This is a genomic window from Acinetobacter sp. Li1LvA2 (genome assembly GCF_056156705.1).
The window spans coordinates 448393-463256 of the sequence record NZ_JBSICF010000001.1 but is presented as its reverse complement, the minus strand read 5'-3'; the positions used below and the strand labels follow the sequence as shown (position 1 = coordinate 463256).

General features: G+C 35.9%; 16 protein-coding genes. 12 read left to right on the top strand and 4 right to left on the bottom strand.

Annotated elements, in window-relative coordinates; genetic code table 11:
• Window positions 1–438 precede the first annotated feature (438 nt).
• Window positions 439–1122 (bottom strand): FMN-dependent NADH-azoreductase, encoded by a 684-nt coding sequence (locus tag ACS604_RS02080; protein WP_474769751.1) that lies wholly within the window; start codon window positions 1120–1122, stop codon window positions 439–441.
• 117 nt (window positions 1123–1239) lie between these two features.
• Between ACS604_RS02080 and ACS604_RS02075 the strand changes: the two genes are divergently transcribed.
• The 3 genes from ACS604_RS02075 to ACS604_RS02065 all read left to right on the top strand — a co-directional run bounded on the left by ACS604_RS02075 (window position 1240) and on the right by ACS604_RS02065 (window position 2970).
• Window positions 1240–2091: a LysR family transcriptional regulator gene (locus ACS604_RS02075; RefSeq protein WP_004792551.1), complete on the top strand. Its 852-nt coding sequence runs from the start codon at window positions 1240–1242 to the stop codon at window positions 2089–2091.
• Between the two features lie 97 nt (window positions 2092–2188).
• Window positions 2189–2455, top strand: coding sequence for a hypothetical protein (locus ACS604_RS02070; RefSeq protein ID WP_004792549.1), 267 nt, complete (start codon window positions 2189–2191; stop codon window positions 2453–2455).
• 179 nt (window positions 2456–2634) lie between these two features.
• Window positions 2635–2970: a hypothetical protein gene (locus ACS604_RS02065; protein WP_174759700.1), complete on the top strand. Its 336-nt coding sequence runs from the start codon at window positions 2635–2637 to the stop codon at window positions 2968–2970.
• A 68-nt stretch (window positions 2971–3038) separates the two neighbouring features.
• Here ACS604_RS02065 and ACS604_RS02060 read toward each other — a convergent pair whose 3' ends face one another.
• On the bottom strand, window positions 3039–3203 hold the full coding sequence (locus ACS604_RS02060) for a hypothetical protein (RefSeq protein ID WP_002113596.1): 165 nt from the start codon (window positions 3201–3203) through the stop codon (window positions 3039–3041).
• A 470-nt stretch (window positions 3204–3673) separates the two neighbouring features.
• Between ACS604_RS02060 and ACS604_RS02055 the strand changes: the two genes are divergently transcribed.
• The 8 genes from ACS604_RS02055 to ACS604_RS02020 all read left to right on the top strand — a co-directional run bounded on the left by ACS604_RS02055 (window position 3674) and on the right by ACS604_RS02020 (window position 11092).
• On the top strand, window positions 3674–3979 hold the full coding sequence (locus tag ACS604_RS02055; protein WP_004792546.1) for a YcgL domain-containing protein: 306 nt from the start codon (window positions 3674–3676) through the stop codon (window positions 3977–3979).
• Window positions 3972–4358, top strand: coding sequence for a hypothetical protein (locus ACS604_RS02050; RefSeq protein ID WP_013198006.1), 387 nt, complete (start codon window positions 3972–3974; stop codon window positions 4356–4358). The genes ACS604_RS02055 and ACS604_RS02050 overlap by 8 nt, the downstream gene beginning before the upstream one ends.
• A gap of 29 nt (window positions 4359–4387) precedes the next feature.
• Window positions 4388–5239: an AAA family ATPase gene (locus tag ACS604_RS02045; protein ID WP_002113662.1), complete on the top strand. Its 852-nt coding sequence runs from the start codon at window positions 4388–4390 to the stop codon at window positions 5237–5239.
• A gap of 15 nt (window positions 5240–5254) precedes the next feature.
• On the top strand, window positions 5255–6442 hold the full coding sequence (locus ACS604_RS02040; protein ID WP_004792541.1) for a vWA domain-containing protein: 1188 nt from the start codon (window positions 5255–5257) through the stop codon (window positions 6440–6442).
• Window positions 6443–6479: 37 nt separating this feature from the next.
• Window positions 6480–7685 carry a tryptophan synthase subunit beta gene (gene trpB, locus ACS604_RS02035; protein ID WP_144730438.1) on the top strand — a complete coding sequence of 402 codons (1206 nt, stop codon included), beginning with the start codon at window positions 6480–6482 and terminating at the stop codon, window positions 7683–7685.
• A 237-nt stretch (window positions 7686–7922) separates the two neighbouring features.
• Entirely contained in the window at window positions 7923–8927 is a 1005-nt protein-coding gene (gene prmB, locus ACS604_RS02030) for a 50S ribosomal protein L3 N(5)-glutamine methyltransferase (protein ID WP_111853831.1), read from the top strand.
• 12 nt (window positions 8928–8939) lie between these two features.
• Window positions 8940–10031 (top strand): chorismate synthase, encoded by a 1092-nt coding sequence (gene aroC, locus ACS604_RS02025; protein WP_013198002.1) that lies wholly within the window; start codon window positions 8940–8942, stop codon window positions 10029–10031.
• Between the two features lie 335 nt (window positions 10032–10366).
• The gene (locus ACS604_RS02020) at window positions 10367–11092 is read left to right on the top strand and encodes a hypothetical protein (protein ID WP_474769743.1); all 726 of its coding nucleotides are present in this window, start codon (window positions 10367–10369) and stop codon (window positions 11090–11092) included.
• A gap of 239 nt (window positions 11093–11331) precedes the next feature.
• Here the strand turns inward: ACS604_RS02020 and ACS604_RS02015 are convergent, their stop codons facing one another.
• A complete protein-coding gene (locus ACS604_RS02015; RefSeq protein WP_174732745.1) occupies window positions 11332–12561 on the bottom strand; it encodes a GGDEF domain-containing protein in 1230 nt (409 codons plus the stop codon).
• A gap of 320 nt (window positions 12562–12881) precedes the next feature.
• Here ACS604_RS02015 and ACS604_RS02010 point away from each other — a divergent pair, with 320 nt between their 5' ends.
• The gene (locus ACS604_RS02010; protein ID WP_474769742.1) at window positions 12882–13634 is read left to right on the top strand and encodes a TenA family transcriptional regulator; all 753 of its coding nucleotides are present in this window, start codon (window positions 12882–12884) and stop codon (window positions 13632–13634) included.
• A 50-nt stretch (window positions 13635–13684) separates the two neighbouring features.
• Here ACS604_RS02010 and ACS604_RS02005 read toward each other — a convergent pair whose 3' ends face one another.
• Window positions 13685–14824: a transcriptional regulator gene (locus ACS604_RS02005; protein WP_474769740.1), complete on the bottom strand. Its 1140-nt coding sequence runs from the start codon at window positions 14822–14824 to the stop codon at window positions 13685–13687.
• Between the last annotated feature and the right edge of the window lie 40 nt (window positions 14825–14864).

Genomic DNA, 14864 nt, shown 5'->3' with positions numbered 1-14864 from the left:
AAATTTAAAAGCTCATCTTCGTGATGGGCTTTTTTAATGAAGAGTAATGAATAATTTAAATTAAGTAGTTTTTATTTATAAATAATAGATATTCAATATTAATAGTTAATAAAGTAAATGTTTATGTTAGCTATATTAAATAATTAACTTTATTAAAAAGTTAGTAAAGTGATGGGTTGAAGTAATTTTAATTTGTAAAATTGATAATGAATTAAATTAACTTCTTCAATGAGAAAAATTCAATTGATTAAACATACAGGTCTGTATATTCTTGGTTGCAAGAAAAACAATTTTAATATAAATAATATATAACTATAAGTTTGTTTCGGTGCAGAAATAAAAAAGCCAACCCAATTGGGTTGGCTTTTTATTTTTAATCATACAACTCAGTTAAAATGTCAGTAGATTATTAAATTTTAAAAATTAAGGATTCATATTTTACGAACTTTCTGTATATAAAGTTGAAAGTTCAGCTACGAGTTTCTCTGCTTTTTGAAAAGCATTTTCTAATGATTTTATATGTCGTGCATCTCCAAACTCTTGATATTCAGAAGCAATTTCATAAACTTTCTCTACTCCTAAATATTTGCTGAGCGTGCGAAGGTGAGGTACCAGATGATCCATGTGATGGCGGATGCCTTCTTTCTCAAAACCAAACTCTCCACTAGAGGTGATAATGATTAAAATTTTTCCAGATAGAAGCGGTTGTAAAGGAAAGTCTCCTCGAGCGAGATCAAAATCAAATGTTTTATTAATCCTAATAATTTGGTCAAACCATGCTTTAAGTTGAGCAGGCATACCATAATTGTACATAGGTGAAGAAATTAGAATAATATCTGAACTCGAAACTTCTACTATTAACTGATCTGATATAGATAAAACATCACATTGAGCTTGAGTTCTTTTATTTTCAGGTGTGAATACAGCATCAATCCAGTCTTGATTAATAAATGGTGGGGGATTCATTCCTACATCACGATAGATATATTCATCTATAGCCAGTTGCTTTTTCCATGAGCTGACCAATCGGCTGGCAATATTTTTAGAAATCGAATTATGGTTTGGATTAGGGTTAATCGCAGCTCTTACACTAGCATCTATATGTAATATTTTACTCATCATAAATTCCAAAAAGTTAAGGTTTAATTTATTTTGAGTTTTAAAAGATAAGTAGACAAACGAGAAAATTACATTTATAGATGAGTTTAGGTCACCTATAAATATAACTTTGGAGAAAGCATGCAAGTCTCTTTGCAAGCACTTAAGGCATTTGAATCAGCCGCTAGATTGGGTAGTTTTAAATTGGCTGCTGAAGAACTTTCGCTAACACCAACTGCGATTTCACATCATATTACTAATCTAGAAAGCAGATTAAATGTTGATTTATTTCATCGACAAGTAAGAAAAATAACGCTTACAACCACCGGAGAGAGACTTGCTGGGGCAATTTCTGAAGGGTTTCGTAAAATTGAAGATGCATTAGATGAAATAACAGTAAATGGAAATGTAGTGAGAGTGGCTAGTACGTCTTCACTCGCTGCAATGTTGTTAATTCCTTCTATAAATGAATTTTATCAATTGCACCCCGATATCTCAGTTGAATTCTCTACAGGCGAAGCTTTAGAAAGTCACTTATATACATTGCCTATTCGATATGGTGATGTATCTTTAGTACCTTCTAAAGATGTCCTTAAATATGAGTCTTTTAATGTATTTGGTGTATCTAACCTTACTCTGTCCAAAGATAGGAGTGAGCCAATAACGTTATTCACCACAGAATGGAAAAATAAAGTATTACCAAGTCCACCATTAGAGACATGGCTTGAGGTGAATGGATGGGACCAAAAGAGGGTGATAATTAAGAAATTTGATCAGGAAATTTTTGGCATACATGAGGCTTTATCTGCCAATGGATTAGTATTTTGTTCTGATACACTTACCCATAGGTTCGTTAAGGCGAACCTTTTACAGGAGTTTAAAACTAAACCCATTCAATCAGAGCTGTGCTACTACATTCCAAATAAGGAAGATTTTAAAAATAGAAATGCGAGAAAATTTATTGAATGGGTAGAAAGTTTATTCAACCAATAAAGTTATATCTTTGATTGGTTTTAACTACACAACACTAAAACTCATATAGCCTTTTTATGCTATAAACTTAGATAAATTAATAATTAGAGAGATAAATATGCTTAACAACTTTAATGCTGAACAAGCTCGTCAAAATGCTAAAAACTTTAAAATAAACCAAGACGTCATATTGGAAAAAATTTTAACTGGTACTGAGTCTGAATCTAAGGAAGGGAAGAGAAAAGCAACTTTCTGCTTTCCTGTTGATGCTATAAGCCCTGATCATCTTACTCTGGTTGAAGAGGAGCTTAAAAACAGAGGATTTAATGTCTCAACTGATATTGAGCATTCCGGTACCACGATCACAATTGAAATAAGCTTCTAACTATTACTGCATTTTAACTAAACCACCCTTAAAACAAGGGTGGTTTTTTCTTGCATGATTTTTCGTAATCCAGGGAAAGTAAATATAAATTTATTTACAATTAAACTTATATTAATCAGGATATTATTTGACAGAGTTGATCTTCTTCTGTAGCTTTACTTTTTGAGTGGAATATGGATATGAACTTCCAAACAATACTTTTATCTTTCCAAAATCAATCTACTGGTACAGACGCATTTAAAGATTTAAAGAATGCTTGTGAACAGTCTCTTAAAGAATCTCAAAATACAAAAGAAAAAGCAGCCGTCTATTTAATCTATGGCTTTGCACGTACTTACGTAATCCTCTATGAAGATGAAGCTGTTACCTCTGAATTTGCCAATACCTCTAAGTCTAAGCTTATAGACTACATGGAATGTTTAAATGAAGCTCTATTAAATCAAAATGATAGTGCTATTTTGGATGCCTTAAATCAAGTAAGCGATGACTATATAAAGAGCTCGCGAGTTTTCTAAACACCATTAATTTATTTTTGATGAAAATACTTCTTTAGCCCAAGCTAAAGAAGTATTTAAAGTTTGTTTTAGTGAGACTTTTTCTTACCGCCACCATCTTGTTTATTGACAGTAGACCATGCAATTCGTTCAGCTTCTTCTTGAGAATGACCTCTATCTACTTCACTCTCAACAATATGTTTAGCCTGACGTTTTTGCTTTGCTGTGTAGGCTGTTTTATCACCTCGAGGCATAGGTTCATCCTCCCTATTTATATTAAGATACTTAATATTTAAACATGCTGAGAATTTAAACCAGTTAAGTAATGTCTCCCAATGTGTATTAAGTGGTTAGAAGTTTTACTTAAATGTGAATTTGAAAATGTAATAACCCCCTTTAATATCATAAATTTCATAGTATTAATGGGGGAATGTATTAAGGATAGATCACAAAAAGTACTCAGTAACGAACATTTTTTCTTTTTTCCTAAAAATTGTTTTTATTTTATTAAAGTGAAAAATTATGTTTAATCTTTAAAATCAAATATTTATTAATTTATTGTAAAAGCCAGCTTTTATCTGGAACAAAGTTATTATCGACCTTAATCAATGTTGTAGGTTAATATTTCTCAAGAATTAAAAAAACGACTGATGCGTAAACAAACCTGCGTGTGTGAGTCGTTTTTTTTCATGTATGCTGTCCTTAGTTCAAGAGTTGATTTGAAATGCACTGTGATATTTATAGATCGAGCAAAAAAGATGAAATGTACATGTATATTGCTCGTCCAAACTATCCTGACGATGCGGAACAAGCTGATCCGTTTGAAAATGTTCCTGAAGCTGTTTTACAAGCGTTTGGTCGTACAACGTTTGTCATGCATTTAGAATTAGCTCCAACACGTAAATTGGCGCGTGTTAATGTTTTACATGTTTTAGACTCATTACAAACAAAAGGTTTCTTTATTCAGATGCCGCCAGAAGGATTAATTAATCCGAATGCGGTTGAACCAGAGGGCTTACGTGGTGCGTGAAGATCAAACTGGAATAATGAATCAATTATTCTCTTTTTTGGATGTTGTTCCTGAAGGTGTTATTGCTTTAACAGCTTATGGAATAGGCGCTATTATTGCTTTATGGTGTTGGTGGCGATTAATGCGTCGCCTTCCTACAACTTTTGGTGCAATTAGCTGGCTTATTGTATTTGCTATTTTAGTTACCCCAACAGTGTCTGAAGGACCGAATGCATCTGTAGCACCTGCTATTTTTGGACTTCTTTTTGGTGTTTTAACTAAAGATAGCCCTCTAATTTGGTCAAATTTATCTTTAATTCTGTTTGTAGTTGGTCTAGGTTTGGTTGTTGGCTATTGTTGGTCAAAATATTCAACAAACAAAAGCATGCGTTCCATCTAACCATTGAAATAGAAAAATAAGGTCTTTACATGTCTGCTGATACCCAACATTTTACCGGTACAGATCAATATATCGCGACTGATAGTCTTAAGCTCGCTGTAAAAGCAGCTCGTGCTTTACAAAAGCCTTTACTAATTAAGGGTGAACCTGGCACGGGTAAAACTTTGCTTGCTGAACAAGTAGCACAAAGTTTGGGTTTAAAACTGATCACTTGGCATATCAAATCGACAACCAAAGCGCAGCAAGGGTTGTATGAATATGATGCGGTTTCTCGTTTACGAGACAGCCAGTTAGGTGATGATCGAGTTTACGATATTAAGAACTATATTAAACCCGGTAAACTGTGGGAAGCTTTCACGAGTGAAGAGCGTTGTGTTTTGTTAATTGATGAAATTGACAAAGCCGATATCGAGTTTCCAAATGACTTGCTGCATGAACTCGATAAAATGTCTTTTTATGTTTATGAAACCAATGAAACAATTACGGCAACACAACGCCCGATTGTAATTATTACTTCGAATAATGAAAAAGAATTACCAGATGCTTTTTTGCGTCGTTGTTTCTTTCATTACATTGAGTTTCCAGATGAAGCTACAATGCGAGAAATCATTGCGGTTCATTTCCCAAATATCTCTGCAACACTAGTAAACGAAGCTTTACAGGTTTTCTTTAAACTACGTGAAATTCCTAATTTGAAGAAACCACCATCAACCTCTGAGTTAATTGATTGGTTAAGCTTACTCATGGCAGACGATATGCCAGAAGATGTATTACGCAATCGAGATACATCAAAAGCGATTCCACCTTTATATGGTGCGCTGATCAAAAACGAGCAGGATGTGCAACTCCTCGAACGTTTGGCTTTCATGTCTCGACGTTAAAGGAGGGAATAACCCATGTTTGTGCGGTTATTTTACACCTTACGTAAATACGGTGTTCCAGTTACAACTCGTGAACTTATTGACTTAAACCGTGCTGTGAGTGAAGGTTTAGTTTTTGCCGATCAAGAAGAGTTTTATCAACTTGCTAAAACAATTTTAGTCAAAGATGAGCGCTTTTTTGACAAGTTCGATCGTGCCATGAAAGATTACTTTGACGGCATTGAAACCTTTGATCTGGATGAGTTACTCAAGCAAGTTCACAAGTTACCAAAAGACTGGTTTGATTTAGAACTTCTAGAAAAGCATTTGACCCCTGAACAACGAGCAGAACTCCAAAAAGCCGGTTCCTTAGAAGAACTGATGAAAATGCTGGAAGAGCGTTTACGCGAACAGCATAAAAAACATCAGGGTGGTAACCGCATGGTGGGTACTGGCGGTACTTCACCTTTTGGGGCCTTTGGGGATCATCCAGAAGGCGTCAGAATCGGTGGACCAGGGCGTAAACGTTCGGCGGTTAAAGTCTGGGAACAACGTAAATATCAAAATCTGGATGACGACCAAGTTCTTGGTACTCGCCAGATGCAAATTGCTTTACGTCGGTTACGTAAATTTGCCCGTCAAGGTGCAGCTGAAGAATTAGACGTTGACGGTACAATCCGTGAAACAGCCAAACAAGGTATTCTTGATGTTCAAATGGTACCTGAGCGTCGAAACCGAATAAAAGTACTGATGTTGTTTGATGTGGGCGGTTCGATGGATGCTCATATTGCTCAATGCGAAAAACTGTTTAGTGCTGCTAAAAGTGAGTTTAAGACACTCGAATACTTCTATTTCCATAATTGTCTCTATGACTATGTCTGGAAAGATAACTACCGAAGAACAGCAACCCGCATGAACACATGGGATCTGTTTCACACCTATGGACGCGACTATCGTGTAATTGTAGTGGGTGATGCCAGTATGGCACCGTATGAGTTGAAATCGGTGGGCGGCTCGGTTGAATATATGAATGATGAAACAGGTGAAGTTTGGTTACGTCGCCTACGCCAACATTTTGATAAAACAGCGTGGTTAAACCCTGAAACAGAAGGGTATTGGCATTACACTCAAACCATTGGTTGGATTAAAGAGATTTTTGAAAATCATATGTATCCAATGACGCTAAAAGGCATTGAGGATTTAACGCGTTACCTTTCTCGATAAGCTTAATAACTTTAATAATTTAAAAAAGAGGGATGATATGCAACATCAAATTAACGGTATTGCTTTGCCGAATGAACAAGGATTTTTTGGTGAATATGGTGGACAATTTATTCCTCCACATTTAAAAGAAGCAATGGATGAAATTAATGTTGCCTATGAAGAAATTCGCCATACATCTGAATTTCAAAATGAACTATCAGACCTCTTTACAAATTATGTAGGCCGTCCAAGTCCCTTATTTCATGCGAAGCGTCTGTCTGAACAGTTAGGTGGCGCACAAATTTACTTAAAACGTGAAGATTTGAACCACACTGGTGCTCACAAAATTAATCACTGCTTAGGTGAAGCTTTACTTGCTAAATATATGGGCAAAAAGAAAGTTATTGCTGAAACAGGTGCTGGTCAGCATGGCGTTGCTTTGGCAACCGCTTGCGCATTAGTAGGCATTCCCTGTGAAATTCACATGGGTCAAGTCGATATTGAAAAAGAACATCCAAATGTGGTCAAAATGAAAATTTTGGGTGCTCATTTGGTGGCAGTTACACGTGGTACAGCAACATTAAAAGATGCTGTAGATAGTGCGTTTGAAGAATATTTAAAAGATCCTAAAAACTTTATATATGCCATTGGCTCTGTTGTGGGTCCACATCCATTTCCTAAAATGGTTCGTGATTTTCAATCTATTATTGGCAATGAAATTAAAGATCAAACGCATCAACGATTTGGAAAAAGTCCAGATTATGTTGTGGCATGTGTAGGGGGTGGTTCAAATGCAATAGGTGCATTTACTGCATTTTTAAACGACTCAGATGTAAAACTAGTAGGTGTTGAGCCGGCTGGACATGGCTTAGAAACCAATATGCATTCAGCAACGCTAACTTTAGGTAAGCCAAGTCAAATTCATGGTATGGCGTGTTATGTGCTTGAAAATGAGGCGGGAGAACCTTTACCCGTGCATTCTATTGCTTCAGGACTAGACTATCCGGGTGTTGGGCCACAACACAGTTTTTTAAAAGATTTAGGTCGTGTTGAATATAGCACTGCAACTGATCAAGAATGTTTAGATGCTTTTATGACACTTTCTCGTGTTGAAGGCATTGTTCCTGCACTTGAAAGCTCACACGCTGTCGCATGGGCAATTCGTGAAGCACCAAAACTGCCGAAAGAAACGATGATCGTAGTGAATCTATCGGGGCGCGGGGATAAAGACTCTGATTATGTTGCCGAAAAGCTTAAGCTTTAAGCCGACTAAACTCGAAAAGCGGTCAGTATTTAAAGGCCGCTTTTTTATTTTAAAAATTTAAATCAATCTCTAGTTAAAAGTTCATTATTTCTTAATTAAAACAAAGTATTCTGATTTTAATATGTGATTGTTAGAGATCGGCATGTAAAACTCCTGTTCACAAGGCAAAGCGTTGCTTTGCTGTACCTCACTCAGTAGAATAGTCACTTTGCAAAATTTACCTTTGGAGACGCCTAAGTGGAGCGACCGACGATTAGCCCTGAACATTTACAGGAAGCTGCTGAAAATTTATCAACAATTCGAGATTTTATTCGTTTTGGGGTATCAGCATTACGTCAACATGATGCACATTTAGGACAAGGTACTGAAGATTATTTTGCAGAAAGTTCTGCACTAGTTTTACAAACCTTATCTCTTGAATGGTCAGCAGACGCAGAAATTCTAGATGCGAAGTTATTACCAAGCGAAAAAGCAGAATTTTTAAGCTTATTGGAACGCCGTATCAATGACCGTATTCCAACATCTTATTTACTAAATCTTGCTTATTTCTTTAATAAGCCATTTTATGTAGATGAGCGTGTCCTCATTCCACGTTCACCAATTGCAGAATTAATTGAACAACGTTTTGCACCATATTGTTTAGATGAAAATGGTCAAATGCGTGAAGCTCTCAATAATTTGCCAGAAAATGCAAAACCTAAAACTCCACAACGTATATTAGATATGTGTACAGGTTCTGGATGTATTGCGGTTGCTTTGGCTTATGCATATCCAGACGCTGAAATAGATGCAACTGACATTTCTAAAGAAGCTTTAGAAGTTGCTTCAATTAATACTGAACACCACAATAAGCAATATCAAGTTGCATTACTTGAATCTGACTTGTTTGCCAAGATTCCAGCTGAAAATCAGTATGATTTGATTGTAAGTAATCCACCGTACGTTGATGCTGAAGATATGGCTGACTTACCAGAAGAATTTTTACATGAACCAGAACTTGCATTGGCAGCAGGCCAAGATGGTTTAGATTTAGTTCGTAAAATGCTTGCACAAGCGGCAGATTACTTAACTGAAGATGGTCTTATTGTCATTGAAGTAGGTAATTCTGAATGGTCGATGCGTCAGAACTTTAATACGATTGATTTCAACTGGCTCACTTTCCAAAAAGGTGGTTCAGGTATTTTTGCTTTGACTGCTGAACAATGTCGCCGTTATAGAAAACTATTTGAAGAGCAAATATAAGGAGTTGGGCATATGGCAGGGAATAGTATTGGACAACTCTTTCGTGTAACCACTTGTGGTGAGTCTCATGGCGTTGGCTTAATGGCAATTGTTGATGGTGTGCCACCAGGCCTTGAGCTTACTGAAGAAGACTTGCAAAAAGATCTTGACCGTCGTAAACCGGGAACTTCTAAATTTGCGACTCAACGTAAAGAGCCTGATCAAGTTAAAATCATTTCAGGTGTTTTTGAAGGTAAAACGACAGGAACACCAATTGGTTTATTGATTGAGAATACTGATCAGAAATCAAAAGATTATGGCAATATTGCCCAAACTTTTAGACCTGGCCATGCCGACTATACATATACGCAAAAATACGGTTTCCGTGACTATCGTGGCGGCGGACGTTCTAGTGCTCGTGAAACTGCTATGCGTGTTGCAGCGGGTGCAATTGCTAAAAAATATTTGGCGGAAAAATTTGGCGTCTTGATTCGTGGTCACGTTACTCAAATCGGCAATGAAGTTGCCGAAAAACTAGATTGGAATGAAGTTCCAAATAATCCATTTTTCTGTGGCGATGTAGACGCTGTTCCACGTTTTGAAGCTTTGGTGACTTCTTTGCGTGAACAGGGAACAAGCTGTGGAGCGAAGCTAGAAATTTTGGCTGAAAAAGTTCCTGTAGGCTGGGGTGAACCTGTTTTTGACCGTTTAGATGCTGATATTGCTCATGCGATGATGAGTATTAATGCGGTTAAAGGGGTAGAAATTGGTGATGGTTTTGCAGTTGCGGGACAGTTTGGTCATGAAACACGTGACGAATTGACCAGTAATGGCTTTTTAGCGAATCATGCTGGTGGGATTTTGGGTGGTATCTCAAGTGGTCAATCCATTCGAGTTGCTATTGCACTAAAACCAACAGCAAGCATTACGACCCCAGGTAAAACGATTAATTTAAATCGTGAAGATACCGATGTGTTGACTAAAGGCCGTCATGATCCATGCGTAGGTGTACGTGCAACACCAATTGCAGAAGCAATGCTAGCGATTGTTTTAATGGATCACTTCCTACGCCATCGTGCTCAAAATGCAGATGTTATTCCGCCATTTGCGCCAATTGAACCTTAATCATATTTTTTGATTATACTACTTAAAACCCCGTATTTAATTTAAATATGGGGTTTTAATTTTTTATTACACCGAAGTTTGATTAAATTTTAAATTATTATCTTGTCTTATAATGTTTATATAAATATAATATTCTGCAATTTATTTTTGGATATATTCATCTGTAAAAATCAGCAATTAAATATTGTTAATTTTTGCTACACCAGATTTTTATATTTATCAAATAAAGTTAATTTAATCAAATTGCTTTTATATCAGCTTACTACACATATTTAAATTTTTAATACTTTAAACAAAGAATTTTCAAAGTCATCATTGAAATTGGGGAAATATCAATGAATCAATGCACATATAGAATTGGCTGTATGTCAAAGGATAGGCTATTGCCTAAAAATTTAGAGGCAATGATAAAAGTTATTCATGACTTATCTTTGTCATCTCATCTTTTAGGAAATTGGATATACAGCGAAGACAATCCAGACATACATATTATTGATTTAGATAGTGGCTATACCAATATACTTATTCCAAAAAAAATTAAGATCGTATTGAGTAATAATCCTGAACTTTTAAAAGGCTACCAATATGGTTTGAAGAGGCCAATAAGGTATCAGGAGCTTCTTAATATTTTACAAGATATTGAGAAGAATGAATATTTTAAAATTAGTCATCAAGAACGTATAACAAATAATGAGAATATAGTCTCTAAAAATCATTTAGAGACAAAGATACTTTATAAACTTGTGTGTTATCCAAACTTTAAAAATATTCATGCAGAGCAGATTGTTAATGTTACTAGAGTTTGTGCTTTATTATCTATTGAGTCAAAAACAGCTCAAGAAATTAAGAGGTTTTTGAATTTATCCCTTGATGAAATACAAAAAATTATAGAAATAATAAAAAAAGAAGCTTATCCAAATTATGAAACAATACATGAAAATATTGTTTCGATCTTACCATTTTCGGCTGAAACCATTTCTACTGTGCCGCAGAGAATAGAACAAAATTCTTTTTTTTATTTTTTAATTAAATTTTGGAAGAAACTGAAGAGAGGGTTCTAATGAAGTGGAATTTTCTACATTATATGGATTGGAGCCTATAATTTTTATTATCTAATACAAAAGTTGATTAATTGAAAGTCGCTAAATTTATTAAGTTTATATAAGCTATTTTTAACAGATGGTTTAAATTTAAATAAAAGAGGTTTTCGTATGTACTGATTCTAAATTATTTTTAGCTTTACCATGGATGGAAAAGCTAATTATTTATATTGAGTCATTTCAAATGTAAGTCAGACTTTTTAAGTTAAATCTACAATTTGTTCTTCATTTACAGCGATCTTAAATTGATTACGCCCATTCGTTTTTGCCTTGTACAAAGCATGGTCAGCGCGAGCAACGAAAGCAGAAATTGAATCATTTAGACGTGGAATCGTGGTTGCCACACCAACACTAATAGTGACTTGTGGTGAAACATCACTACATGGGTGTTTAATTGCAATTTTATCAATAGCATTCATTAAACGTTCAACTTGGATTAAAGCTTGCTGAGAATTTGTCATTGGAAATAACAGTAAAAATTCTTCGCCACCATAACGAGCAACCAAATCACCACTGCGTGCGGCAATAGAGGAAATAGCAATTGCGATTTCTTTTAAGCATTCATCACCTTTTAGATGTCCTAAAGTATCGTTGTAAGCTTTAAAATAGTCGATATCGACCATCATGATGGTAAGGGGTGTTTCATGTCGTAAAGCACGGCGCCATTCGTTATCCAGTGTTTCATCTAGATAGCGTCGATTGGCTAAACCAGTAAGTGCATCTTGCTGGGAAAGCAAAGATAATTGCTGTGCTTGCTGCATCAGTTCAATGCGATTCAGCTCGATCATGCAGTTTTGTAAGTAGTTTTCTCGATGTTGGCGGTCAGTTGCATAGGCAAGGGTCATGCCCAAGAAACTACTGAAGGTGTAAGTCCGGTTCAAGAAAGTCCAGTCGATCACCCCATTTAAGTAGTTACTTACCAAAATTCCAACAAGTCCTCCAACCCATCCAGCAAATATGGCTGTGTAAAAACGCATACCTACTGCACCATAGATAATCACAATCGCATACATCATCGCCGCATGAAAAAGAACGTTCTCTTGGCCATTTTCTATAACGTTAATTAAAATAAAAGTAATTGCGACTGCTAAAGCTGAGCCAATTCCTACATAATAATCAAAATACTGATTTAATTTTTTAATAAACGATAAAATCCAGGCAAGAAAAATAATTACACCCACCCAAGAATAATAACTAAACCAGGGTAAAACTTGTTCAGTTGGCAATACTTGATATATACCAAAGCTTAAAAATATATATAATATTAAAATAATAGGCGCTCTATAGCGGAACTCATAGGCAGCACCGTTTTGGTATTGAAAACGATAAATCGTTTCAAGCTGCTTTGGAAACCATACGAAATTTAATCCTCGTGTGGTTAATAAATCTATTTGTTCCTGTCCCAATATATTGGAACCTTGCAACTTCATAATTAATGCTCTCTATATTGGAAGTTGTCATAAAATGAGACTTATTTTTAGTAAAGTTCCATCTAAAAATATTGATTATATAATGTGTGATTTATTTAAAATAATAATACAGATTTTTTAAAAAAGTAATGATTTTTATCTGAGTTAAATGTGATAAAAATCACGACATTTCAATGATTAGCGTAACAATTATCTAAAGTATCGCAATCCATCGAAAAAAGTTACAAATGGTCGATTAACGATTGTATCTTTATCGTTTTCGGATAGACTTGTAGCGTGAAATACAGATGATTGCTGTCATATAAATAGGAAAATTAGCAATGACTGCTCTAAATCAATATGGAATGAATTTAGAAATTACGCCGCATAATGAATGGTCACAACGGTTCTGGGATGACCTGTTACCAGCAAAAGAACGGGTAAGTAAACATCCGTTTTTTACGGAAATGGCCAATGGGGGATTGAGCCTAGATAGTTTCCGATATGCGTTACTTAATTTCTATCCATTAGTCGCGCATTTCCCGTCATATATGGCTGGGGCGTTAGGCAAAGCAACGGGTTTTTCTGAACCTGGCGTTACAGAAGCACGAGATTGGTTAATCCAAAATATTAAGGTCGAAGAGCGGCACTTAAAATGGTATCGCGATTGGGCTGGAGGTTTTGGTTTAACTGTAGATAAGCTTGATAGTGTGCGGCCACCAGCTGCGATGAATGCAGTAAACCATTTCTTATGGAATATGAGTCATCGCGGTAATTTGGCAGAGTGCCTTGCTGCAACAAATCTGGCAATTGAATGGGCAACTGGAGACTGGTCTATTCAAGTCTATAAGGGTATTCATGCCTATACTGATCATCCTGAAGTAACGATTGATAAACGTTCTTTGGCTTGGTTACGTGCGCATGCGCATTATGATGATCTTCATCCTTATGAAGCCATGGAACTGATTAAACGTTTATGTAATGATCGTCCTGACTGGCAGCAAAAAGCATTTCATGCTGCTGAAGAAGGGCTGCGTTATTATGAATTAGCCTTAGATGATTGTTATAGGGTGCAGCTTCAAGCTTCTGCTTGATCTCATCTCAATAAAAGGGAGAATATCTATACGATATTCTCCCTTTTATTTTATTCGAGTAATTTTAAAAGTTTAGTTCGATAAGGTATTTCTTCAGGTAATAATTCAAGTAAACGTTCAACAGCATCTACACGATCTGGCACACGACTGACTACTCGTAATAGTTGATCAATATCTTCAATTTGATAAATCACATGACTCAAGCGAGCATCAAAACAATCTCTCCATGCACACAAAAATGGGCTTTCTGATTTAGATAAAAAGCTTCCTCTATAGAGTGTAAGGGTGGTCGATGTGAAACCAAGGTTTAATGCTTGTTCTGCCATTAAAAAATCACATTGAATTTCACAGTTAAGTCGATAAGGCCGTGACTCAATGACACCTGGAATTAAATTTCTAAGTTGAGAAAGTTCTGCTTTTAAGGTGGTGGTACTAACTGGTCGATCACCATATAGAGCATAGTGAAGTTCTTCAAGATTAATTCCTTCAGGACAAAGGGTTAGAATGCAAAGAATCTCAATTTGGCGTTGAGTCAATGTAAGGCTGTGTTGGTTATATTGAACTTTAGGTGTGCCGAAGGCTTTAATATATAAAATATTTTTCTGATGAAGCTGAATTGCTTGCTTCACAATATCAGCACATCTTTCAACAGCTAAAAGACCAAGAGAATTATGCTTTTGATATTTAGTTGATAAATTCATAATTCCATAAAACTGGCCAGTCTGAGTGTCTGTAATTGGTGCTGCATAACAGACCCAGTCTCTTACACTATTCATTTGGTTTTCGTGTGAGTAAACGCAGTTCGGTGAGTGAGTATTCAATGCTAAACCAATTGCATTTTGTCCCACTGCCTGAGTTGACCACTGACCACCTTCAACAAAATGAACTTGCTCTGCCGATGAGCGCATCGGTGTACTACTCCATGTCCAAAGTAGAGTGCCATGTGGGTCGGTCACACCAATTGCCATATCGGCATCTTCGGCAATATGCATTAAATTCCGATGACACTCGTGAATCGAACGACCAAACAATGAATGTTCCCATTCTTCGGTTAGATCAAATAATGGAGCCGCATCGAGGTCAACTGGTGGTTTTTTTCCTAATTGTTGAGAATGAGATAACTTTTCTGGCCGGAATAATGACGGCGTAGTATCTAAAGAAGGTGATGATAATTGTTTTGACATATCCATATCGAAATTCCTTTATCATTGAAATGGCGTATCCGTAGCC

Coding starts and splice junctions, on each gene's coding strand:
- trpB (WP_144730438.1), top strand. CDS start 6,480: ATGCAACATCAAATTAACGGTATTGCTTTGCCGAATGAACAAGGATTT.
- ACS604_RS02040 (WP_004792541.1), top strand. CDS start 5,255: ATGTTTGTGCGGTTATTTTACACCTTACGTAAATACGGTGTTCCAGTT.
- ACS604_RS02010 (WP_474769742.1), top strand. CDS start 12,882: ATGACTGCTCTAAATCAATATGGAATGAATTTAGAAATTACGCCGCAT.
- ACS604_RS02015 (WP_174732745.1), bottom strand. CDS start 12,561: ATGAAGTTGCAAGGTTCCAATATATTGGGACAGGAACAAATAGATTTA.
- ACS604_RS02055 (WP_004792546.1), top strand. CDS start 3,674: ATGCACTGTGATATTTATAGATCGAGCAAAAAAGATGAAATGTACATG.
- ACS604_RS02045 (WP_002113662.1), top strand. CDS start 4,388: ATGTCTGCTGATACCCAACATTTTACCGGTACAGATCAATATATCGCG.
- aroC (WP_013198002.1), top strand. CDS start 8,940: ATGGCAGGGAATAGTATTGGACAACTCTTTCGTGTAACCACTTGTGGT.
- ACS604_RS02060 (WP_002113596.1), bottom strand. CDS start 3,203: ATGCCTCGAGGTGATAAAACAGCCTACACAGCAAAGCAAAAACGTCAG.
- ACS604_RS02065 (WP_174759700.1), top strand. CDS start 2,635: ATGAACTTCCAAACAATACTTTTATCTTTCCAAAATCAATCTACTGGT.
- ACS604_RS02005 (WP_474769740.1), bottom strand. CDS start 14,824: ATGGATATGTCAAAACAATTATCATCACCTTCTTTAGATACTACGCCG.
- ACS604_RS02070 (WP_004792549.1), top strand. CDS start 2,189: ATGCTTAACAACTTTAATGCTGAACAAGCTCGTCAAAATGCTAAAAAC.
- ACS604_RS02020 (WP_474769743.1), top strand. CDS start 10,367: ATGAATCAATGCACATATAGAATTGGCTGTATGTCAAAGGATAGGCTA.
- ACS604_RS02075 (WP_004792551.1), top strand. CDS start 1,240: ATGCAAGTCTCTTTGCAAGCACTTAAGGCATTTGAATCAGCCGCTAGA.
- ACS604_RS02080 (WP_474769751.1), bottom strand. CDS start 1,122: ATGATGAGTAAAATATTACATATAGATGCTAGTGTAAGAGCTGCGATT.